Raw genomic sequence first — 21316 nt, forward strand, 5'->3', positions numbered from 1 at the left:
GCTCAGGGGCGGCCAGGCCGCTCGAAACGGACGATCGCCCGGCCGTCGGCAAGCTGGCGCGCCGCCGGCTTCCAGGCATGGCCGTAGATGACCTCGAAGGTCGCCGGCAATCGCCCATCTTCGCGCAAAGCCTCGTAGGCCGCACGCACCCCGGCCAGCCGGCCGCGCCCGGTCAGCCCGTGGCGCCGGGCCTTCATCGCGGAGGACGAACCAGCCGCGCGCAGATCGGCAAACAGGCGATCGAGGTCATCGTAGGTCAGCGTGATCGTTTCCATGTCCATCACCGGATCGGCGAAACCACACTCGACCAGCATGTCGCCGAGGTCGTGCATGTCGGTGAAGCGCTGGGTATGGGCATAGCCATCGGCAAAGGCGCTGCGCAATTCCTTGAGCGTGTCCGGTCCAAGTGTCGAGAACATCAGCAGGCCGCCGACCTCGAGTACGCGATGCGCCTCGGCCAGCGCCGGCAAGGGATTGTCGAGCCAGTGCAGGAGCAGATTGGACCAGACCAGGCTGTGCGAACGGGCGGCCAGCGGCAGCTGTTCGGCATCGGCCTGGAGGCGGCCGACAACCGGCTTGCCGAGCCCGAGCCAGCGCTGCCAGGCGGCACGACCGGGCTGGCCGGCGCGCAGCATCGCCGCCGAGAGGTCCACGCCGCAGAGTTGTGCCGCCGGATAGCGTGCGCTCAGAGCCGCAAAACTGGCGCCGCGGCTGCACCCGAGATCGAGGATGCGCGCTGGCGTCAGACGGACGTAATCGAGCCGCTCGAGCATGCGCCGGTCGATCTCGCGGGCGAAGAAATCGCCGCTGTCGTAGGTCGGCGCAGCCCGGGCGAAGGCGCGACCGACCTGAGCACGGTCGACGAAGCCGGAGAGGCGATTTTCGGCGCTCAAACCGCCTTCAGACCGAGGCGGGCAAACAGTGCGTCGTCGCGGTCGACTTCGGGATTGCCGGTGGTCAGCAGGTGGTCGCCGTAGAACATCGAGTTGGCGCCGGCCAGGAAGCACAGCGCCTGCAGTTCGTCGCTCATTTCCTGGCGGCCGGCCGACAGGCGCACCCAGGAGGCTGGCATGGCGATCCGGGCGGCGGCAATGGTCCGCACGAACTCGAAGGGATCGAGGCGCGGCCGGTCGGCCAGCGGCGTCCCGGGAATCGGCACGAGGTTGTTGATCGGTACCGATTCCGGCGGCGTCGGCAGGTTGGCCAGCTGGACGATCAGCGCGGCACGGTTCCGGCGCGACTCGCCCATGCCGATGATGCCGCCGGAGCAGACGTTGATGCCGGCGTCGCGAACCTGGTCGAGCGTGTCGAGGCGGTCGTCGTGGGTATGCGACTTGATCACCTGGCCGTAGAAATCCTTGTCGGTATCGAGATTGTGGTTGTAGTAATCGAGACCGGCTTCCTTCAGCTTTTCGGCCTGGCCCTCCTTGAGCATGCCCAGGGTGACGCAGGTCTGCATGCCCAGCGCCTTGACCTCGCGCACCATCGCCAGCACCTTGTCGAGGTCGTTGTCCTTCGGACCGCGCCAGGCGGCGCCCATGCAGAAGCGCGACGCGCCCTTGTCCTTGGCCGCGCGGGCGGCAGCGACGACTTCGTCGAGCGGCATCAGGCGCTCGCGCTCGAGATCGGTGTCGTAGCGCGCCGACTGCGAACAGTAGCTGCAATCCTCCGAACAACCGCCGGTCTTGACCGAAAGCAGCGTCGAGCGTTGAATGGCATTGGCATCGAAATGCTCGCGATGCACCTGCTGCGCACGGAAGACCAGATCCATCAGCGGCATGTCATAGAGCGCCAGCACCTCGTCGACGGTCCAGCGACGGACGGCAGCATTCGGGGCGCACGGGGCGACGGCGGAAAGGGAGCTGGCTTGCATGAAAAACCCTACAGAAAATCCTGTTAAATCAACGACGAACGCTGACGTTAATTATGAATTATCCGAAACGTCCGCAAGGAAGTCAATTTTACCCGAGTCTGTCGCATTCAGCCCGGCACGCCTGCTCGCCGCCCTGCTGCCGAACAGTTGCCTGCTCTGCGGCGGCGCCGCCGGCAGCGAACTGCTCTGCGCGCCCTGCCGTGCCGACCTGCCGCCCCTGCCCGCCCATGCCTGTCCGTGCTGCGGCGAACGGACCACGCACGGCGAGCGTTGCGGCGCCTGCCTCGTGCAGCCGCCGCACTTCACCGGGGTCAGCGCCCTCTACCGCTACGCCTTTCCTGCTGACCGCCTGATCCAGGCGCTCAAGTACCAGCACCGCCTGGCGCTTGCCGGCTGGTTCGGCCAGTCCCTGGCCCAGGCCTGCGCCAAGGTCGACGCACAACGCATCGTGCCGCTGCCGCTGCATCCGGTGCGCCTGCGCGAACGCGGCTTCAACCAGGCCATGGAAATCGCGCGCACCCTCGGAAATTGCCTGAAAATTCCGGTCGACCGTCACATTCTCCAGCGGCCCCGGGCGACGTCGCCGCAGGCCGGATTGCCGCTCAAGGAAAGGCGCAGCAACGTGCGCGGGGCCTTCGAATGCAGCGGCGATCTCGGCGGTGCGCGCATCCTGCTGGTCGACGACGTGCTGACCAGCGGCGCCACTGCCGACGAATGCGCCCGCGTGCTGCGCCTCCACGGCGCCGGCGAAGTCCATGTCGCGGTCGTCGCGCGCGCGCTCAGGGACTGAATCCGTGCTTTAATCGGCTCCTTTTCACCCGAGTCCTGCCGTCGTGTTCGCCGTCGTCCTCTACCAGCCGGAAATCCCGCCCAACACCGGCAACATCATCCGCATGTGCGCCAATACCGGCGCCGAACTCCACCTGGTCGAACCGCTCGGCTTCGACCTCGACGACAAGCACCTGCGCCGGGCCGGACTCGACTATCACGAGTACGCCCGCCTCGTCCGCCACCCCGACTGGGCAGCCTGCGTCACCGCGCTGGCGCCGCGACGGATGTTCGCGATGACGACGCGCGGCAGCCGCAACCTGTTCACGGTCGACCTGCGTCCTGACGATGTTTTCGTATTTGGCCAGGAAACCGCCGGCCTGCCCGCCGAACTGCGCGATTCGTTCGCGCCGGAACTGCGCCTGCGCCTGCCGATGCAGCCGGGCCAACGCAGCCTCAACCTGTCCAATGCTGCCGCCGTGACCATTTTCGAAGCCTGGCGCCAGGCAGGTTTCGCCGGCGCCGTCTAGGCGCCGCCAGGATTCAGGCGAGCTCTTCCCGGGGATCGCGCGCCATCAGTTGCTCGACCGCCTGCGCGGCACTGATGCGGCCGTCGAGGACCGCCGCGACAGCGCTGCTGATCGGCATGTCGACCGCCAGCGAGCGCGCCAGGCGGTCGGTTTCGCGGGCCGTGTAGACCCCTTCGGCGACATGGCCGAGTTCGGCCAGCACCTGCTCGAGGCTCTTGCCCTCGGCCAGCGCCAGACCGACGCGCCGGTTGCGCGAAAGATCGCCGGTGCAGGTCAGGATCAGGTCGCCCATGCCGGCCAGACCCATGAAGGTTTCGCGCTGCCCGCCAAGGGCCACGCCGAGACGGGCGATCTCGGCCAGGCCGCGGGTGATCAGCGCGGCGCGCGAGTTCAGCCCGAGACCGAGTCCGTCGCAAACACCGGTGGCGATCGCCAGCACGTTCTTGACCGCACCGCCGACTTCGACGCCAACCAGATCATCGTTGGCATAGATACGCAGGCGCGTGCTGTGCAACTGGCGCGCCGTTGCGCGGGCAAATGCCGGATCGTTGGCGGCGAGCGCCACCGCGGTCGGCTGCGCGGCAGCGACTTCCTCGGCGAAGCTCGGCCCGGACAAGGCACCACAGATGCGCTCGCGGCCAAGCACCTCGCCAACCACCTGATGCGCCAGCTTGCCGGTGCCGGCCTCGAAGCCCTTGCACACCCACAGCAGCGGCGCCTGACAATCCAGGGCGCGCAACTGCTCGACGGTCGGCCGCAGGCCGGCGATCGGGGTGGCGATGATCAGCAGTTCGGCGGCGCTGACTGCTGCCGCGAAGTCGGTTTCGACGGCGACATTGTCCGGCAGGCGGTAACCCGGGAAGAAGCGCCGGTTTTCCCGCGTATTTTTCAGGTCGACCGCAACATCGGTCTCACGCGACCACAGCGTGACCTCGTGATTGCCGGCAAAGGCGATCGACAGCGCGGTACCCCAGGCACCGGCGCCCAGCAACGTCAGTTTCATAAGCCCCAGACCTGGGTGGCGCGGACCATGCCGCTGACGCCGTCACGGTGCCTGACCTGCACCCAGCCGGGTGCGGCGGCGGCGACATGCTCGAGCACCACCCACTTGTCGAAGCGGGCGAGCACCGGCGCATCGGCCTTGTCGGAGGCGCGCAGTTCGGCACCGGCCTCGGTGACGATCAGCGTCCGCCGCTCGGCCAGCTGCGCCGCCTCGATCCAGGCCAGCGTGCCTTCGGCATCGCGAACCTTGGCCCAGCCCTCGAGGCGGACGACGACTTCGACCGGCGTCTGGGCGCGGATCAGATAGAGTTTCTTCGCCTTTTGCGACGGCGCGTCGTAGAGGATGGCCGCCGGCACGTCGACCGAGCGGTAGTCGGCAGCCGCCGCCGGCAGGGCGACGGCGATGGCCAGCAGGGCGACGTTGAGGCGGCGCATCATCGATTTACTGGACCGAAGCGCCAGCCTGCTCCTGGGCCTGCTGCATGCGCTGCATGTACATGCCTTCGAAGTTGACCGGCTGCAGCACGATCGGCTGGAATCCGGCGCGGGTGACGGCATCGGACACCGCCTCGCGGGCATACGGGAAGAGCACGTTCGGGCAGGCAATGGCGACCAGCGGCTCGAGCTGCTCCTCTGGGACGTTGAGGATGCGGAAGATGCCGGCCTGGCCGACCTCGACCAGGAACACGGTCTTTTCGCCAACCTTGGCGGTCACGGTCACGGTCAGCAGGACTTCGTAAGCGCCCTCGCCGACACCGCGGCCGCTGGTATTGAGCTGCACTTCCACCTGCGGCGCTTCCTGCTCGAGGAAGATTTCCGGGGCGTGCGGGACTTCGACCGACAGGTCCTTGATGTAGAGCTTCTCGATGCCGAAGACGGGCTGTTCGTTTTGTTCCATGGTTCTCTTTCTGGTGATTGATCGTTTCAGGCTTCACCGGCCAGCAGCGGCAGCAGCCGCCCGGCCGAATCGAGCGCGTAGAGGTCATCGCAACCGCCGACGTGGGTGTCGCCGATGTAGATCTGCGGCACTGTGCGCCGGCCGGTGCGCTGCATCATCTCGTCACGCCGCTCCGGATCGAGGTCGACACGGACCTCTTCGATGGCGGTGACGCCACGGGCCGAGAGCAGCTGCTTGGCCCGCACGCAGTACGGGCAGACTGCAGTGGTGTACATCAGTACCGGCTGCGTCATTTCTTCTTGCCGGCCTTGTGCAGCGGGTAGCTGGCAGCCACCCAGGCGTCGATGCCGCCGCTCAGGTTATAGAGCTTCTCGAAGCCGGCCTTCTTCAGTTCGGCACAGGCCTTGTTCGAACGCATGCCGGCGGCGCAGCAGACGATCAGCGGCTTGTCCTTGAATTTCTCGAGCTCGCTCAGGCGCTCGCCCAGCTTGCTGACAGGAATGCCGATCGCGTCCGGAATGTGGCCGGCGGCGAATTCCGCCGCCTCGCGCACGTCGAGGACGCGGGCATCCTCGCGATTGATCAGCAGGGTCGCCTCGCCCGGATTGACGGCATTGCCGACCGGCCGGAAGAGCAGCGGCCAGAGCAGACCGAGGCCGCTGACGGCAACGATCGCGATGAGCAGGATATTCTGGTTGATGAACTCCATCGGCATTCTTTAATTCTCCGTGCCACAAAAAACTTCGCGCATCATGCCGACGAGCTGCAGGGTGCGCTGGTCGCCCACCCGGTAAAAAACACGATTGGCATCCTTGCGCGTCAGCAGCACGCCTTTTTCGCGCAGGATGGCCAGATGCTGGGAAATGTTGCTCTGCGACGTGCCGACCGCCTCGACGATGTCCTGCACGCAGGCCTCCTGATCGCCGACGACGCAGAGAATCTTCAGACGCAGCGGATGGGCAATCGCCTTCAATGCGCGCGCCGCCATTTCGATGTGCTCCTGCTTGTCGATCAGGCTGAAGGAAGGGGCATCCAAGATAAAACCTCAGTTTGGTTGAACGGTTGATTATAGAATAAGCCTTGCCATTCCAAGAACCCAAACAAGAATTTCCCCGATGCCCATTTCCGGACACCGCACGACTTCCGGCCTGGCCGCCGCCATGCTGGGTGCCGCGCTGCTGGCGGCCCTCGCAAGCCAGGCTGCATTCGCCCAGAAAACTGCCAGCGCCCCGGAAGTCGCCGAAAAACGGGCCGACCTCGATGAATTGCGCAGCCGCATCGACGGCCTGCGCAAGGAGCTCTCGGCCAGCGAGGGCAATCGTGCCGATGCCGCCGACCGCTTGCGCGAATCCGAACGCCAGATTTCCCGCCTGCAGCAGAAGTTGCACGAACTTGGCCAGCAGCGGGGTCAGTTGCAGAAGCGACTGGAGTCGCTGGAAGCCCAGTCCCAGGAGCTCGGGCGAACGCTGGCACAACAGCAGGCGCAACTGGAAAAACTCCTCTACCGCCAGTACTTGCGCGGCAACCCCGACTCGCTGCAGTTGCTGCTCAACGGCGACGACCCCAACCAACTGGCCCGCGACCTGCATTACCTGTCGGCGATTGCCGCAGCCCGCGCCGACCTGATGGGCGAAATCAGCAGCACGATCAAGCAGAAGAAGGCGCTCGCCGCCGATGCCCGCGAACGCACCGAGGAGCTGGCCGAAGTCGAGGCCGAACAGAAGAAGAACCACGCCGAACTCGAGAAGCAGCGCAAGGAACGCAAGGCGCTGCACGCCGAGATTTCCGACAAGGTGCGCGCCCAGCGCCGCGAGATCGGCTCGCTGCAACGCGACGAAAAACGCATGAGCCAGCTGGTCGAACGCCTGTCGCGCATCCTCGCCCAGCAAGCCGCCGCCCGAGCGGCCGAGGATGCCCGCCGGCGCCAGCAGGCAGCCGCCGAAGCAACGCGGCGCAACGAGGGCAAAAGCGAGCCAAGACCGGCGCCAAGCCGCCAGGCCGAACAGGAAAACCGCTACGAGCCGGCGCCGAACGACGGCAGCTTCGCCCGTCTCAAGGGCAAGCTACGCCTGCCGGTACGCGGCACCATCGCCGGCCGCTTCGGGGGCGCCCGCGACGGCGGCGGCCAGTGGCGGGGCCTGTTCATCCGCAGCGAGCCGGGCAACCAGGTCAAGGCGATCGCCGGCGGCCGCGTGGTTTTCTCCGACTGGATGCGCGGCTTCGGCAACCTGCTGATCATCGACCATGGCGACGCCTACCTGTCGATCTACGGCAACAACGAGTCGCTGCTCAAGCAGGTCGGCCAGGCCGTCAGCGGCGGCGAGACGATTGCCTCGGTGGGCAATACCGGGGGCAACCCGGATTCCGGTTTATACTTTGAAATCCGCCATAAAGGCCAACCGATCGACCCGATGTCCTGGGCAAGTCTGAAATGAGCAAATTGAAAACCCTCAGCCTCGCCGTTGGCGGCTTCGTTGCCGGCGCCCTGATCACCCTGCAGCTGCCCGCCTTCGCCGAGAAGGAAACCCGGACCGGCCTGCCGATCGAGGACCTGCGCACCTTCGCCGAGGTCTACAGCGCGATCAAGCAGGGCTATGTCGAGCCGGTCGACGACAAGAAGATGATCGCCAACGCGATCTCCGGGCTGCTCTCCAACCTCGACCCGCACTCGGCCTATCTCGACGCCGACTCGTTCAAGGACCTGCAGGTCGGCACCCAGGGCGAATTCGGCGGCCTCGGCATCGAAGTCGGCATGGAAGACGGCCTGGTCAAGGTCGTCTCGCCGATCGAGGACACCCCGGCCTACCGCGCCGGCGTCAAGGCCGGCGACCTGATCTTCAAGCTCGACGAAACCCCGGTCAAGGGGCTGAGCCTGTCCGACGCGGTCAAGAAGATGCGCGGCAAGCCGAAGACCTCGATCCGCCTGACCATCCTGCGCAAGGGCGAGGCCAAGCCGCTCGAGATCACGCTGGTGCGCGAAGTGATCAAGGTCCAGAGCGTCAAGTCCAAGGTCGTCGAACCCGGCTACGCCTGGGTACGCATCACCCAGTTCCAGGAAGGCACGATCGCCGATCTGGCCAAGCACCTGAACAATGCCTACAAGCAGGGCGAACTCAAGGGTCTCGTCCTCGACCTGCGCAACGACCCGGGCGGCCTGCTGCATGGCGCAATCGGCGTCTCCGCGGCTTTCCTGCCGCCGGATACCAAGGTGGTATCGACCGACGGCCGCACCGAGGATGCCAAGCAGGACTTCCTCGCCCGCCCCCGTGACTACCTGCGCGGCACCCGCGAAGACCCCTTGCGCAACCTGCCGGTTGCGGTCAAGAAGGTACCGATGGTGGTGCTGGTCAACGGCGGCTCGGCCTCGGCCTCGGAAATCGTCGCCGGCGCGCTGCAGGATCACAAGCGCGCCGCCATCGTCGGCACCCAGACTTTCGGCAAGGGCTCGGTCCAGTCGGTGCTGCCGCTGCCCGGCAATACCGCGATCAAGCTGACCACGGCCCGCTATTTCACGCCCAGCGGCCGCTCGATCCAGGCCAAGGGCATCACCCCCGACATCGTCGTCGAGGAAAGCGCCAACGGCAGCAGCAGCATGCGTCTGCGCGAAGCCGACCTGGAGCGCCACCTCGAGGACAAGGCGGATGCAGCCAAGGGCGAAGCGAAGCCGGCCACGCCGGCAAAACCCGCTGCCAAACAGGACAAGGAAGCCCCCAAGGACGAGGACGAAGCCCCGGCCCGCCTCGAGTATGCCGGCAAGAACGACTACCAGTTCCAGCAGGCACTGAACATCCTCAAGGGCGCCCAGATCATGCAGGGCAAGTGACAGCAAGCCAGCCAACTCGGGAGGGATGATGACGCACGCAGACCTCAGGAAAAAGCGGGAAATCCTGTTTTCCAAGTTTCCGCCCGGCCAGGTGCCGGAGGCCGCCGACGACCTCAAGCACCTGGACGAAATCGACGTCGAGCCGAAGTTCGAGAAGCGGGCGCTCGGCGTCGAGTACGAACTGACCCAGCACACCCTGGCCGAACTCGAGGACCACCTCGAGGACAAGGGCTACCACCTCGACAACACGCTGATGAGCAAACTCACCCGAGCGCTGATCCACTACGTCGAGGAAACCCAGTTGCACAACATGGTGGTCCCGGAAAAACGCCTGAAGCCGTCACCCGAGGAAGCTTACGTCAAGGCCTGGGAAACACGCCCGCACGGCGATCACGACGACACCCCGCCGGAGTGGCGCGAGTACAAGTGACCGACGAGCAGCTTCTCCGCTACAGCCGGCACATCCTCCTCGATGCGCTCGGAATCGAAGGCCAGCAGCGCATTCTCGACAGCCACGCGGTGATCGTCGGGGCCGGCGGACTCGGTTCGCCGGCGGCGCTCTATCTCGCCTCGGCCGGCGTCGGGCGGATCACGCTGGTTGACGACGACTGCGTCGACCTGACCAACCTGCAGCGCCAGATCCTCCACAGCGACGCCCGCGTCGGCATGGCCAAGGCCGAATCCGGCCGGCTGGCGCTGGCCGCGCTGAATCCGACGGTCGACGTCGTTCCGCTGCAAAAAAGGCTGGCCGGCGCAGAACTCGATGCGCTGGTCGGCAGCGCCGACATCGTCCTCGACTGCACCGACAACTTCGCCACCCGGCATGCGATCAATCGCGCCTGCGTCCATCACCGGACCCCGCTGGTCTCCGGTGCGGCGATCCGCTTCGACGGCCAGGTCAGCGTCTACGATCTGGCCCGCGACGACGCGCCCTGCTACCACTGCCTGTTCCCCGAGGGCGAGGATGTCGAGGAGGTACGCTGCGCAGTGATGGGCGTATTCGCGCCGCTGACCGGCATCGTCGGCACGATGCAGGCGGCCGAGGCGCTCAAGCTCGCAGCCGGCATCGGCCAGACACTGAACGGCCGACTGCTGCTGCTTGATGCGCTGAACATGGAATGGCGGACGGTGAAGTTCCGCCGCGACCCGGACTGCCCGGTCTGTGCGCCTAACTCGGCCGTGCGATCAGGCGGATATCTGGACCAAGCTGGCGCAGATCGAGAATCCGCAGCGCCCGCTTGTCGGTCAGCGTCGTCAGCGCCGGCAGGCTGAACAGGCCGCTGGCGTCGTCGCCGATCAGGCAGGGCGCCAGGTAGAAGACGAATTCATCGACCAGCCCGGCGCGCAGCAGCGAGCCGTTGAGCTTGCTGCCGGCCTCGGCATGAACCTCGTTGATGCCGCGCCGGCCGAGTTCCTCCAGCAGCGCGCCGAGGTCGACCTTGCCGCTGGCATTGGCCAGGAAAATCACCTCGGCACCGGCCGCACGCAGCATTTTTGCCCGTTCCGGGTCGTCGACCGCGGCACAGACGAGAGCCCCGCCGCCGGCCAGGACCTTCGCCGTCGGCGGCGTTTCCAGGCGGCTGTCGACAATCACGCGCAGCGGCTGGCGCGGCGTCTCGACGTCGCGCACGGTCAGGCTCGGATCGTCATCGCGGACGGTGCCGACGCCGGTCAGCACGGCACAGGCGCGGGCCCGCCAGCGATGGCCGTCGCGACGCGCATCGGGACCGGTGATCCACTGGCTGGTGCCGTTGTTCAACGCCGTCTTGCCGTCCAGGCTGGCCGCCGCCTTCAGGCGCAGCCAGGGCCGACCGCGGGTCATGCGCGCGACGAAGCCGATGTTCAACTCGCGCGCCTCGCTCTCGAGCAGGCCGCTCGCCGTGGCGATCCCGGCCGCCGCCAGTAGCGCCAGGCCACGGCCGGCAACCAGCGGATTCGGATCGACCATCGCCGCCACGACGCGGCTGACGCCGGCAGCGATCAAGGCCTCGGCGCACGGCGGCGTGCGCCCGTGGTGACTGCAGGGTTCGAGCGTGACGTAGGCCGTGGCGCCGCGCGCCCGCTCACCGGCGGCGCGCAGGGCATGCACCTCGGCATGCGGCTCGCCGGCCTTCTCGTGCCAGCCTTCGCCGACAATTTCGCCGGCGCGCCACAGAACGCAGCCGACCCGCGGATTCGGCGCCGTCGTCCACAGGCCGCGCTCGGCCAGTTGCAGCGCGCGCGCCATCATCTGACGGTCGACGGCGGAAAAACTCATTTTTTGCGGGGAACCGGCGAGACTTCCTTGATCGCCTTGGAGAACGCGTCGACGTCCTCGAAATTGCGGTAGACCGAGGCGAAACGGATGTAGGCGACCTTGTCGAGCTTCTTCAGCTCGCGCATCACCAGTTCGCCAAGCTGCTGCGTGCTGACCTCGCGCTCGCCCGAGGTGAGCAGCTTTTCCTCGATGTCGGCGACGGCGGCATCGACCGATTCGATCGATACCGGCCGCTTGCGCAGCGCCAGATCAAGACTGGCGCGCAGCTTTTCGCGACTGTAGTCGGCGCGCAGGCCGTTTTTCTTGACCACCTGCGGCAGCTGGATTTCGGCCCGCTCGTAGGTGGTGAAACGCTTGTCGCAGGCGGTGCACTTTCTGCGGCGGCGAACGATGTCGCCTTCATCGGAAACCCGGGTATCGACGACCCCGGTTTCGTCATGACCGCAGAAAGGGCATTTCATCGCGGCTTACTTGCCGTAGACCGGGAAACGCTTGCACAGCGCCGACACCTGCTCGCGGACGCGGGCAGCAACGGCTTCGTCGTTCGGCGCGTCGAGCACGTCGGCGATCAGGTGGGCGATCTGCTCGGCCTCGATCTCGGTGAAGCCACGCGTCGTCATTGCCGGCGAACCGATGCGGATGCCGGAAGTGACGAAGGGCTTCTGCGGATCGTTGGGGATGCCGTTCTTGTTGACGGTGATGTGGGCATTGCCCAGCGCCGCCTCGGCTTCCTTGCCGGTGATGTTCTTCGAACGCAGGTCGACCAGGAAGACGTGGCTTTCGGTGCGGCCGGAAACGATGCGCAGGCCGCGCTCCTCGCCGAGCACCTTGGCCATGACACGGGCGTTGTTGATCACCTGTTCCTGATAGTCGCGGAACGCCGGCGAAGCGGCTTCCTTGAAGGCGACGGCCTTGGCGGCGATGACGTGCATCAGCGGGCCGCCTTGCAGGCCCGGGAAGATGGCGGAATTGATCGCCTTTTCATGCTCGGCCTTCATCAGCACGACGCCGCCGCGCGGACCGCGCAGGGTCTTGTGCGTTGTCGTGGTGACGACATCGGCGAAGGGCACCGGGTTCGGATAGAAACCGGCGGCGATCAGACCGGCGTAGTGGGCCATGTCGACCCAGAAAATGGCGCCGACTTCCTTGGCGATCTTGGCGAAGCGCTCGAAATCGATGCGCAAGGCGTAGGCCGAGGCACCGGCGACGATCAGGCGCGGCTTGTGCTCGCGGGCCAGCGCTTCCATCTTGTCGTAGTCGATCTCTTCCTTTTCGTTGAGGCCGTAGGAGACGACGTTGAACCACTTGCCGGACATGTTGAGCGGCATGCCGTGGGTGAGGTGACCGCCTTCGGCCAGGCTCATGCCCATGATCGTGTCGCCCGGCTTGCAGAAGGCCATCAGCACGGCCTGGTTGGCCTGCGAACCGGAGTTCGGCTGAACGTTGGCGGCATCGGCACCGAACAGCGCCTTGATCCGCTCGATGGCGATCTGCTCGGCGACGTCGACGTGCTCGCAACCGCCGTAGTAGCGCTTGCCCGGGTAGCCTTCGGCGTACTTGTTGGTCAGCTGGGAGCCCTGGGCTTCCATGACCGCGGTGCTGACGTAGTTTTCGGACGCGATCAGTTCGATGTGGTCTTCCTGGCGCTGATTCTCGGCCTGAACGGCCTGCCAGAGTTCGGGATCAACTTTTGCCAGGGTGTCTTGCGCGGAAAACATGGAGATAGCCTCAAGCCATTGAAAAGGGCGAGAATTTTATCACGACGGCAGCTCGTCCAGCGCAGCATCGGCGAGATGCGCGGTTTCACCCCAGGTTTCCACGGTCCACCGGCCGTTGACCGTGGAAATCCAGTTGATGCCGGCGTTCGGAATCAGGAAGTCGCGCGGCATCTCGAGCGGGTTGCCGCGGACGAAGCGATTGACGATGTCGAGCACGCCGCCATGAACGACGACGACGACATTGCTTCCCGGATGGGCGGCGGCAATCTCGGCCAGCTTGCCGGTAACACGGGCGAACAAGGCGCGCAGGCTCTCACCGTTCTCGAAGTCGTAGTCGGCATTGCGCCCTTCGAACGCGGCATAGCCGGCCGGATGCCGCTGCTTCGCCTCGTCGTAGGTGAGCCCCTCGAAAACCCCGTAGCAGCGCTCGCGCAGGGCGGGAGAGGACTGCGGCACCAGGCCGAGGGCGGCACCGATCGCCTGCGCTGTGGCCCAGGCACGCTGCAGGTCGCTGCTGTAGAGCGCGACGATTCCGGCCGTGCGCAGACAGCGACCGGCGGCACGGGCCTGCGCCTGACCGGCGGCATTGAGACCGATGTCGATCTGCCCCTGGATCCGGCGCGCGGCGTTCCACTCGGTTTCGCCGTGGCGGACCAGGCAGATCCGGGTAGGGATTTCCACCATGTTGTCTCCACTGGGTTCGCGGTACATTCGACACCGGTCAATCCCGGCTGCCCGACAGTCCGGCGATTCTATCAATCGAGGAGGAGTTTCGTGACCTTATTACTCAAGCTTTCACAGCTGATCGACTGGCTGAATGAACGCGTCGGCAAGGGCGCCTTCTGGCTGGTCCTGATCATGACCGTCATCAGCGCCGGCAACGCCAGCATCCGTTTCGTCTTCGACACCAGTTCGAACGGCCTGCTGGAAATCCAGTGGTACCTGTTCGCTGCAATATTCCTGCTGTGCGCCCCGTACACGCTGCAGAAGAACGAGCACGTGCGCATCGACGTGCTCTCCGGCAAGCTGTCGCCGCGCGGCCTGGCGGTCATCGACATCATCGGCACGCTGTTCTTCCTGCTGCCGATGGTCGTCGCCGTTCTCTGGCTGTCGCTGCCGCTGGTCGCCGAGTCGTACCGGATCCAGGAAATGTCGGCCAACGCCGGCGGCCTGATCCGCTGGCCGGTGAAGATCCTGCTGCCGATCGGCTTCACGCTGCTCGCCCTGCAGGGCCTGTCGGAACTGATCAAGCGCATCGCCTTCCTGGCCGGCAGGATTGAAGACCCGAACAGCAAGCCGAAAGGCCCGACCCCCGAAGAACAACTGGCTGCCGCGATCGCCGCTGCCAAAGCCCAGGAGGCCAAATAATGGAATGGGTCATCGCCAACATGGCGCCGTTGATGTTCGGCGCCCTCGTCCTCTTCCTGCTGTTCGGCTACCCGGTCGCCTTCGCGCTGGCGGCCAACGGCATCCTCTTCGGCCTGATCGGCATCGAACTCGGCCTGCTCCAGCCGGCGCTGTTCCAGGCGCTGCCTGAGCGCATCTTCGGCATCATGGCCAACGACACGCTGCTGGCCATTCCCTTCTTCACCTTCATGGGGCTGATCCTGGAGCGATCAGGGATGGCCGAGGACCTCCTCGACACGATCGGCCAGCTGTTCGGCCCGATCCGCGGCGGTCTAGCCTTCGCGGTCATCTTCGTCGGCGCACTGCTCGCCGCGACGACCGGTGTCGTCGCCGCCTCGGTGATCTCGATGGGCCTGATCTCGCTGCCGATCATGCTCCGCTACGGCTACGACAAGCGCCTGGCAACCGGCGTCATCGCCGCCTCCGGCACGCTCGCCCAGATCATCCCGCCGTCGCTGGTACTGATCATCATGGCCGACCAGCTCGGCCGTTCGGTTGGCGACATGTACGAAGGCGCGATGGTCCCCGGCCTGGTCCTGACGGGCCTCTACGTCGGCTATGTTGTCCTGATCACCATCATCAAGCCGTCCGCCGCCCCGGCCCTGCCGCCGGAAGCCCGGACGCTGCGCGGCAGCAAGCTGCTGCTGCGCGTGCTGACCGCCCTGGTACCGCCGCTGGTTCTGATCTTCCTCGTCCTCGGCACGATCTTCCTCGGCATCGCGACGCCGACCGAAGGCGGCGCCATGGGTGCCGCCGGCGCCCTGATCCTGGCCGTCAGCCGCAAACGCCTGACCTGGCAGCTGACCCGCCAGGCGATGGAAACCACCGGCAAGCTCTCGGCTTTCGTGATCTTCATCCTGGTTGGCTCGACCGTCTTCGGCCTGACCTTCCGTGCCGTCGATGGCGACCTCTGGGTCGAGCACCTGCTGCTGTCGCTGCCCGGCGGCGAAATCGGCTTCCTGGTCGTGGTCAACATCATGGTCTTCCTGCTGGCCTTCTTCCTTGATTTCTTCGAACTGGCCTTCATCATCGTACCGCTGCTCGCCCCGGTCGCCGACAAGCTCGGCATCGACCTGGTCTGGTTCGGCGTGCTGCTCGCGGTCAACATGCAGACCTCGTTCATGCATCCGCCGTTCGGCTTCGCGCTGTTCTACCTGCGCTCGGTGGCACCGCCGGCGATCAAGACGACCGACATCTACTGGGGTGCGATTCCTTTCGTCTGCATCCAGCTGATCATGGTCGCGCTGATCATCACCTTCCCCAACCTCGTCAGCTACGGCGACGAGCACCAGAAGGAACTGCAGCGCATGGAACGCGACGGCACCGCGCCGCCGCCGGCCGGCCTCGACACGCTGATCCCGCAAGGGACAGACGACGAACAATCCTCCGACAACGCCGACCTGCTCAAGGGACTGCAGGGCGACGCCAAGTAAGAAGAGGGCAAGCTCGACCTTTCAGGGGCCGCATCAGCGGCCCCTTTTTCATGCCCGCACCTTTTCAGCTGCTTCACGAGCACGGCATCCGAACGGGAATTCAGCGGCCTGCCGCAAGCCCTCCTGGCCGAGGCAAGACAAGCCCAGTGTGCTGACGAGCGGCGACTGCCAAGCAGCCCCCTGAGCGGCCGGCAAAGAAAAAGCCTGCCATCTCTCGATGGCAGGCTTGCGGAGACTTCGCCAGCGCCGCCGAAGCGGCACCAGTAGCGGGTCTTACTTGCGCGACTGCAGGAAGCGGTCCATGCGCATTTCGGCGACACTGAACCAGGCATTCTGGGTCTTGCGATACTTTTCCCACTCGGTGTAGATCTTCTTGAACGCCGGGTTCTTGCCGGATTCGTCGGCGTAGACCTGCTGCGTCGCCTGGTAGGCGGCATTGAGGATCTCGTCGGAGAAGGCCTGCAGCTTGACACCATTGCGCAGCAGGCTGGACAGCGCGATCGGGTTCTTGTGATCGTACTCGGCCATCATCGTCACGTTGGCTTCGTAGGCAGCCGCCTGGAAAGCCGCCTGGTATTCCTTCGGCAGCTTGTCCCATTCCTTCTTGTTGACGAAAAAGTGAATGGCCGGGCCCGATTCCCAGAAACCCGGGTAGTAGTAGTTCTTGGCAACCTTGTAGAAGCCGAGCTTCTCGTCGTCGTAAGGACCAACCCATTCGGCGGCATCGATGGTGCCCTTTTCCAGCGCCGGGTAGATGTCGCCACCGGCGATCTGCTGCGGGACCACGCCGAGTTCGGCGAAGACGGTACCGCCGAGGCCGGCGATCCGCATCTTGACGCCCTTGAGGTCGGCCACGGTCTTGACTTCCTTGCGCCACCAACCGCCCATCTGGGTACCGGTATTGCCGCCGGCGAAGGAGACGACGTTGTAGTTGGCGTAGAAGTCGTCGAGCAGCTTCTGGCCGCCGCCGTAGTAGATCCAGGCGTTCTGCTGGCGGGCGTTCATGCCGAACGGCACCGAGGTACCGAAGCCGAAGGTCTTGTCCTTGCCGACATAGTAGTAGGAGCAGGTGTGGCAGACTTCGACGGTGCCCTGCTGGACGGCGTCGAGCGCCTGCAGGCCGGGAACGATTTCGCCGCCCGGGAAGACGCGGATGTCGAACTTGCCGCCGGTCATTTCGCGCAGGCGGTTGGCCAGCACGTCGGCGCCGCCGTAGATGGTGTCAAGGCTCTTCGGGAAGCTCGAGGTCAGGCGCCACTTGATGTTCGGCAGCGACTGGGCGATCGCCGGGGCGGCGACGGCGGTGGCGGCACCGGCGACAGCGCCGACCGAGGCTTTCTTCAGGAAATCACGACGTTGCATATTGTCTCCTTTGGGGTTGTAGGGCACGTCAGAAATGTAGCCATTTCATTGTAATCAAAGACACCACCTTGGCGAGTAGTGGAAACCCTAACCCGCGCTACTCGCCGGCGATCGTCATCCGGTCGATCAGGATCGAGCCGCTTTGCTTGCTGCCGCGGACGAGCACATCGTTGCCGACGGCGACGATGCCGGCGAACATCTGGCGGAGATTGCCGGCGATGGTGATTTCCTCGACCGGATGCACGATCCGGCCGTTCTCGACCCAGTAGCCGGCGGCTCCGCGCGAATAGTCGCCGGTGACGTAGTTGATGCCGTGACCGAGCACCTCGGTCAGCAGCAGGCCGCGGTCCATGCGCGCGAGCAGGCCGTCGCGGTCGAGCGTACCGGGCTCGATGATCAGGTTGTGGCTGCCGCCGGCGTTGGCAGTGGTCTGCATGCCGAGCTTGCGCGCCGTGTAGGTGGACAGGAAGTAGCGCTGCAGGATGCCGTCGGTGACCACCTCGCTGTCGCGGGTGGCGACACCGTCGCTGTCGAACGAGGCGCTGCCGAGCCCGCAGCGGATGTGCGGGCGTTCGCCGATGCGCACGAAGTCGGGCATGATCCGCTTGCCGAGATGGTCGATCAGGAAGCTGGCCTTGCGGTACAGGGCACCGCCGCTGGCCGCGTGCACCAGGCTGCCGAGCAGGCCGGCAGCAAGCGGCGCCTCGAACAACACCGGGTATTCGCCGGTCTTGATCCGCCGGCCGCCGAGACGGGCCGCGGCGCGTTCGGCGGCAATGCGGCCGACGCTTTCCGGCGATGCCAGGCGGCTGCCGTCGCGGTGCGTGGTGTACCAGTCGTCGCGCTGCATCTGGTCGCGCTCGCCGGCGATCACCGACGCCGAAATGTAGTGGCGCGAGGTCGGATAGCCGCCCATGAAACCGAGGCTGTTGGCCGACACGAAATGCGCCTGCTGGGTGGACACCGTCGCCCCCTCGGAATTGTCGATCAACGGGCTGGCGTCGAAAGCCGCCTGCTCGCAGCGACGGGCGATCTCGATCGAGGCTTCGACGGTCAACGGCCACGGATGGTACAAATCCAGGTCCGGACAATCGCGCGCCATCAACGCCGCCTCGGCCAGCCCGGCGCAATCGTCCTCGGCGGTGAAGCGGGCAATGTTGAGTGCCGCCTCGACCGTCTCACGCAGGGCCTGCGCCGAGAAATCCGAGGTGCTCGCGTAACCCTTGCGCTGACCGGCATAGACGGTGATGCCGATGCCCTTGTCGCGATTGAACTCGATCGTCTCGACCTCGTCGCAACGCACCGTCACCGATTGTCCGAAGCCTTCCGAGACATCGACCTCACAGGCACTGGCGCCGAGCTTGCGGGCATGTTTCAGGACATCCTCGGCCAGCTGCTGGAGGGCGGGGAAAGCATGGGAAAAAGCAGCGGTCTCGGGCATGGGAACGGCGTCGTTTCAGGGAAAAGTCGCTATCATAGCAGCCCGCCAATGCCGTACCGGATGCCCGCCATGCAAGACGAAGATTTCGCCGAAGACCATACCCGACCTTCCAAGACCAAGCAGAAGGAGGCGATGCACGCGCTGCGCGACCTCGGGGCCGAACTCGTCGAACTGCCGGTCAGCCAGCTCAAGCGCATCGACCTGCCGGAAGAACTGCTGGCGGCCGTGCGCGACTGCCAGAAGATCACCGCCCACGGCGCCCGCCGCCGCCAGCTGCAGTACATCGGCAAGCTGATGCGCAGCGTCGACGAGGAACCGATCCGCGCCGGCCTGGCGCTGCTGCGCGGCGAATCGGCGGCGGAAGTGGCACGCATCCACCGCCTCGAGCGTTTCCGCACGCGCCTGCTCGAGGACGAGAACACGCTCACCGAGATCGGCAACCAGTGGCCCGGCGTCGACCTGCAGTATCTCCGCCAGCTGCGCCGCAATGCGCTCAAGGAGCAGGAGCAGAACAAGCCGCCGAAGAGCTACCGGGCCATCTTCCAGTTCCTCAAGGAACTCGACGGTACGCCGACGGCGACGGAGGCGACGCATGACGACGAATGAACCCCTGCGCATCGGCCTGGTCTCGATCAGCGATCGCGCGTCGACCGGCGTCTACGCCGACCAGGGCATTCCTGCCTTGCAGACCTGGCTCGGCTCGGCGCTGACCAGCCCCTGGCAGGCCGCGACGCGGTTGATTGCCGACGACCGCGAGAGCATTGAAAAAACGCTGATCGAACTGGTCGACCGTGAACGTTGTCACCTGGTCCTGACCACCGGCGGCACCGGCCCGGCGCCGCGCGACGTCACGCCGGAAGCGACGCTGGCCGTGGCCGACAAGGAAATGCCCGGCTTCGGCGAGGAAATGCGGCGGATCAGCCTGAACTTCGTGCCGACCGCGATCCTCTCGCGCCAGGTCGCAGTGATCCGCAAGCAGGCGCTGATCATCAACCTGCCCGGCCAGCCGAAATCGATTCGCGAGACCCTCGAGGGCGTCCGCAACGCCGACGGCGACGTCGTGCACGTCGGCATCTTCGCCGCCGTACCCTACTGCATCGACCTGATCGGCGGCCCCTACGCCGAAACCGATCCGGCGGTGGTCAAGGCCTTCCGGCCGAAATCGGCGCAGCGCCCGAACTAGGCTTCAGGCGGCGCCGACGATGCGGTAGCGGGCGAACTCGTAGTCGCTGGTCTGCTCGACGACGAGCAGGGGCTCGAGGACGACGCGGCGGCCGTCGAGCATGGTCTCGAAGGATTCGCGCGGATCGAAGGTATAGGGCGGCAGGACCACGCGCAGCTCGCCCGGCGCATTGCCTTCGCGCAACAGCAACGACGGCACGCCGGCGACGGCGGCGTAACTCGACGCCATCTTCGGCTTGAGCTCCGCCGCCTCGACGACGCGGGCCAGCGTTTCGATGCCGACCCGGGCCTCGTCCGCGGCCTGCCGGTGGTAGCGGCGGACGCAGCCGAGCAGCCAGTTCTCGCCGCCCTCGGGCTGCAGCGCCAGCAGCGCGCCGACCTTCAGCCACTCGCCCGGAATGCTGTTGAGCAGCGCCCCGAAACCGCCGCGGCTGACATTCTCGACGACCCAGCTTTCGATCTGGAGGCCGGCCGGGCGGCCGCCGAATTCACCGGAAAAGACGACGAAGGCATTGACCAGGCCGCTGAGCACCGACATCCGGTGCTTGACCCGATGCCGATCGTGCCGGCGCTGTGGCGGGATCGGCGCCAGATAGGCGCAGAGGTGGCGCAACACCGGGATCAGCGCCTTCGCCAGATACTGGCCACCGAGCATGATTTCGGCCGGCAGGTCGCCGCCCTGCTCAAGCGTCTGCAGCACCGCCTGCATGCCGCCGTGCGCCGCGCCCGGCTTGAAGAAACGCAGGTTCGGCGTCGCCTGCGCGGGCATTCGCGCCAGCCGCAGCGGCGGCTGCGCCAGGCTCAGGTCAACCCAGTACACGCAGTCGTGCTCGGCGGTCGCCGGAAACTCGAACTGACCGAGGAAATGGGCGATGAAACGCTCGGCCAGTTCGATCTCGAGGGGCAGCAGGCTGTCCATCGACGCCGCCTGGAAAACCATCGCCCGCCGGTATTCGCTGAGCGTCGAACTGCTGCCGGCCGCGCCGAGCTGCAGCGCACGCGTCGCCACACCGGCCTCCTCGGCAACCCGCAGGACCCGTCCGAGACGCTGCCAGAGCTCGCCCGGTGTCGGCCCGTAATGGAACTGCTCCCACTTCAGCTGGGCACGCAACGCCGCCGCCAGCCGGGTGCACAGCGCCGGCAGCGAGTGCTTGGTGAATTCGGGCGTCAGGCCACGGGCCAGCAAGGCGTCGAGCGTCTGCTCATAGACGCTGGCGAGCAGTGCCCAGAAACCGCCATTGATCGACCACAGGCGCTTTTCCTCGGCCTTCGACAGCCGGATGGTGTGCAGGTACTCGCGGGCCAGCCGGCGCAGGTGCGGCGCCGCCGCGTCCTCGAGCTGACGCGCGGCCTCGAAGCGACGTTCGGCCGGAAAATCGGCCGCCGCCTGCAGCGACTCGAGCCAGCCTCCGATTTCGTCGAGCGCCTTGAAGGCATTGTCCTTCGGCAGCTCGCTGACGATCTGGTGCAACTCGCGCGAGTCGGCCAGCGGATGCCCGTTGCGCTTGTCGAACAGCCCGCCCAGGTTAGCCATCTTGTTGAGCAAGTCCTTCTCCCCCGGATCATTTCGTCGCCCGCCGCCCGCGCGACGGCAGACAAGCATTCTAATCCAATCGACATGG

The 21316-nt window shown here is 66.0% G+C and carries 25 protein-coding genes; 10 read left to right on the top strand and 15 right to left on the bottom strand.

Features of this window, described 5'->3' with window-relative positions:
* Positions 1-2: 2 nt before the first annotated feature.
* On the bottom strand, positions 3-893 hold the full coding sequence (locus DFR40_RS01595) for a methyltransferase domain-containing protein (protein ID WP_245985573.1): 891 nt from the start codon (positions 891-893) through the stop codon (positions 3-5).
* Positions 890-1873 carry a biotin synthase BioB gene (gene bioB / locus DFR40_RS01600; protein ID WP_121456744.1) on the bottom strand — a complete coding sequence of 328 codons (984 nt, stop codon included), beginning with the start codon at positions 1871-1873 and terminating at the stop codon, positions 890-892. The genes DFR40_RS01595 and bioB overlap by 4 nt, the downstream gene beginning before the upstream one ends.
* Between bioB and DFR40_RS01605 the strand changes: the two genes are divergently transcribed.
* Positions 1872-2663, top strand: coding sequence for a ComF family protein (locus DFR40_RS01605; RefSeq protein WP_121456745.1), 792 nt, complete (start codon positions 1872-1874; stop codon positions 2661-2663). The genes bioB and DFR40_RS01605 overlap by 2 nt on opposite strands.
* Positions 2664-2706: 43 nt before the next feature.
* The gene (trmL, locus tag DFR40_RS01610) at positions 2707-3171 is read left to right on the top strand and encodes a tRNA (uridine(34)/cytosine(34)/5-carboxymethylaminomethyluridine(34)-2'-O)-methyltransferase TrmL (protein WP_121456746.1); all 465 of its coding nucleotides are present in this window, start codon (positions 2707-2709) and stop codon (positions 3169-3171) included.
* A 13-nt stretch (positions 3172-3184) separates the two neighbouring features.
* Here trmL and DFR40_RS01615 read toward each other — a convergent pair whose 3' ends face one another.
* From DFR40_RS01615 to DFR40_RS01640, 6 genes are read right to left on the bottom strand one after another with little or no spacing between them, the layout of a single operon-like run.
* Positions 3185-4174 carry an NAD(P)H-dependent glycerol-3-phosphate dehydrogenase gene (locus tag DFR40_RS01615; RefSeq protein ID WP_121456747.1) on the bottom strand — a complete coding sequence of 330 codons (990 nt, stop codon included), beginning with the start codon at positions 4172-4174 and terminating at the stop codon, positions 3185-3187.
* Positions 4171-4608 carry an SH3 domain-containing protein gene (locus tag DFR40_RS01620; protein ID WP_121456798.1) on the bottom strand — a complete coding sequence of 146 codons (438 nt, stop codon included), beginning with the start codon at positions 4606-4608 and terminating at the stop codon, positions 4171-4173. The genes DFR40_RS01615 and DFR40_RS01620 overlap by 4 nt, the downstream gene beginning before the upstream one ends.
* Positions 4609-4615: 7 nt before the next feature.
* A complete protein-coding gene (gene secB / locus DFR40_RS01625; protein WP_121456748.1) occupies positions 4616-5071 on the bottom strand; it encodes a protein-export chaperone SecB in 456 nt (151 codons plus the stop codon).
* A 26-nt stretch (positions 5072-5097) separates the two neighbouring features.
* Positions 5098-5364 carry a glutaredoxin 3 gene (gene grxC / locus DFR40_RS01630; RefSeq protein ID WP_121456749.1) on the bottom strand — a complete coding sequence of 89 codons (267 nt, stop codon included), beginning with the start codon at positions 5362-5364 and terminating at the stop codon, positions 5098-5100.
* On the bottom strand, positions 5361-5786 hold the full coding sequence (locus DFR40_RS01635; RefSeq protein WP_342767594.1) for a rhodanese-like domain-containing protein: 426 nt from the start codon (positions 5784-5786) through the stop codon (positions 5361-5363). The genes grxC and DFR40_RS01635 overlap by 4 nt, the downstream gene beginning before the upstream one ends.
* 3 nt (positions 5787-5789) lie before the next feature.
* Positions 5790-6059, bottom strand: a complete 270-nt coding sequence (locus tag DFR40_RS01640) for an ArsR/SmtB family transcription factor (RefSeq protein WP_121456800.1) — start codon at positions 6057-6059, stop codon at positions 5790-5792.
* Positions 6060-6186: 127 nt separating this feature from the next.
* Here DFR40_RS01640 and DFR40_RS01645 point away from each other — a divergent pair, with 127 nt between their 5' ends.
* Genes DFR40_RS01645 through DFR40_RS01660 form a run of 4 tightly spaced genes read left to right on the top strand, consistent with a single transcriptional unit; the run spans position 6187 to position 10166 of the window.
* Positions 6187-7506: a murein hydrolase activator EnvC family protein gene (locus DFR40_RS01645; protein WP_121456750.1), complete on the top strand. Its 1320-nt coding sequence runs from the start codon at positions 6187-6189 to the stop codon at positions 7504-7506.
* A complete protein-coding gene (locus tag DFR40_RS01650; protein ID WP_121456751.1) occupies positions 7503-8894 on the top strand; it encodes a S41 family peptidase in 1392 nt (463 codons plus the stop codon). The genes DFR40_RS01645 and DFR40_RS01650 overlap by 4 nt, the downstream gene beginning before the upstream one ends.
* Positions 8895-8922: 28 nt before the next feature.
* Entirely contained in the window at positions 8923-9324 is a 402-nt protein-coding gene (locus tag DFR40_RS01655) for a hypothetical protein (RefSeq protein ID WP_121456801.1), read from the top strand.
* Positions 9321-10166, top strand: a complete 846-nt coding sequence (locus DFR40_RS01660; protein WP_121456752.1) for a HesA/MoeB/ThiF family protein — start codon at positions 9321-9323, stop codon at positions 10164-10166. The genes DFR40_RS01655 and DFR40_RS01660 overlap by 4 nt, the downstream gene beginning before the upstream one ends.
* On the opposite strand, the gene ribD is transcribed toward DFR40_RS01660, so the two are convergent.
* Genes ribD through DFR40_RS01680 form a run of 4 tightly spaced genes read right to left on the bottom strand, consistent with a single transcriptional unit; the run spans position 10063 to position 13553 of the window.
* A complete protein-coding gene (gene ribD, locus DFR40_RS01665; protein WP_121456753.1) occupies positions 10063-11151 on the bottom strand; it encodes a bifunctional diaminohydroxyphosphoribosylaminopyrimidine deaminase/5-amino-6-(5-phosphoribosylamino)uracil reductase RibD in 1089 nt (362 codons plus the stop codon). The two genes, DFR40_RS01660 and ribD, sit on opposite strands and share 104 nt — an antisense overlap.
* The gene (gene nrdR, locus DFR40_RS01670; protein ID WP_121456754.1) at positions 11148-11612 is read right to left on the bottom strand and encodes a transcriptional regulator NrdR; all 465 of its coding nucleotides are present in this window, start codon (positions 11610-11612) and stop codon (positions 11148-11150) included. Before nrdR ends, ribD begins: the two co-directional genes overlap by 4 nt.
* A gap of 6 nt (positions 11613-11618) precedes the next feature.
* Positions 11619-12869 carry a serine hydroxymethyltransferase gene (gene glyA / locus DFR40_RS01675; RefSeq protein WP_121456755.1) on the bottom strand — a complete coding sequence of 417 codons (1251 nt, stop codon included), beginning with the start codon at positions 12867-12869 and terminating at the stop codon, positions 11619-11621.
* Positions 12870-12908: 39 nt separating this feature from the next.
* Positions 12909-13553, bottom strand: coding sequence for a histidine phosphatase family protein (locus tag DFR40_RS01680; RefSeq protein ID WP_121456756.1), 645 nt, complete (start codon positions 13551-13553; stop codon positions 12909-12911).
* A 90-nt stretch (positions 13554-13643) separates the two neighbouring features.
* On the opposite strand from DFR40_RS01680, the gene DFR40_RS01685 reads away from it, so the two are divergent.
* Both DFR40_RS01685 and DFR40_RS01690 read left to right on the top strand, forming a co-directional pair.
* A complete protein-coding gene (locus tag DFR40_RS01685) occupies positions 13644-14237 on the top strand; it encodes a TRAP transporter small permease subunit (protein WP_121456757.1) in 594 nt (197 codons plus the stop codon).
* A complete protein-coding gene (locus DFR40_RS01690) occupies positions 14234-15709 on the top strand; it encodes a TRAP transporter large permease (RefSeq protein ID WP_121456758.1) in 1476 nt (491 codons plus the stop codon). Before DFR40_RS01685 ends, DFR40_RS01690 begins: the two co-directional genes overlap by 4 nt.
* A gap of 273 nt (positions 15710-15982) precedes the next feature.
* Here DFR40_RS01690 and DFR40_RS01695 read toward each other — a convergent pair whose 3' ends face one another.
* Positions 15983-17071, bottom strand: coding sequence for a TRAP transporter substrate-binding protein (locus DFR40_RS01695; RefSeq protein WP_121456759.1), 1089 nt, complete (start codon positions 17069-17071; stop codon positions 15983-15985).
* Between the two features lie 97 nt (positions 17072-17168).
* Positions 17169-18512, bottom strand: coding sequence for a metalloprotease PmbA (gene pmbA / locus DFR40_RS01700; RefSeq protein ID WP_121456760.1), 1344 nt, complete (start codon positions 18510-18512; stop codon positions 17169-17171).
* Between the two features lie 69 nt (positions 18513-18581).
* Here pmbA and yjgA point away from each other — a divergent pair, with 69 nt between their 5' ends.
* Positions 18582-19118, top strand: coding sequence for a ribosome biogenesis factor YjgA (yjgA, locus tag DFR40_RS01705; protein ID WP_121456802.1), 537 nt, complete (start codon positions 18582-18584; stop codon positions 19116-19118).
* Complete coding sequence (gene mog / locus DFR40_RS01710) at positions 19105-19695, top strand: molybdopterin adenylyltransferase (protein WP_121456761.1); 591 nt, start codon at positions 19105-19107, stop codon at positions 19693-19695. The genes yjgA and mog overlap by 14 nt, the downstream gene beginning before the upstream one ends.
* 3 nt (positions 19696-19698) lie before the next feature.
* On the opposite strand, the gene DFR40_RS01715 is transcribed toward mog, so the two are convergent.
* Positions 19699-21240: a hypothetical protein gene (locus tag DFR40_RS01715; RefSeq protein ID WP_121456762.1), complete on the bottom strand. Its 1542-nt coding sequence runs from the start codon at positions 21238-21240 to the stop codon at positions 19699-19701.
* Positions 21241-21316 lie beyond the last annotated feature (76 nt).

The organism is Azonexus fungiphilus (genome assembly GCF_003634965.1).
Classification (GTDB): domain Bacteria; phylum Pseudomonadota; class Gammaproteobacteria; order Burkholderiales; family Rhodocyclaceae; genus Azonexus; species Azonexus fungiphilus.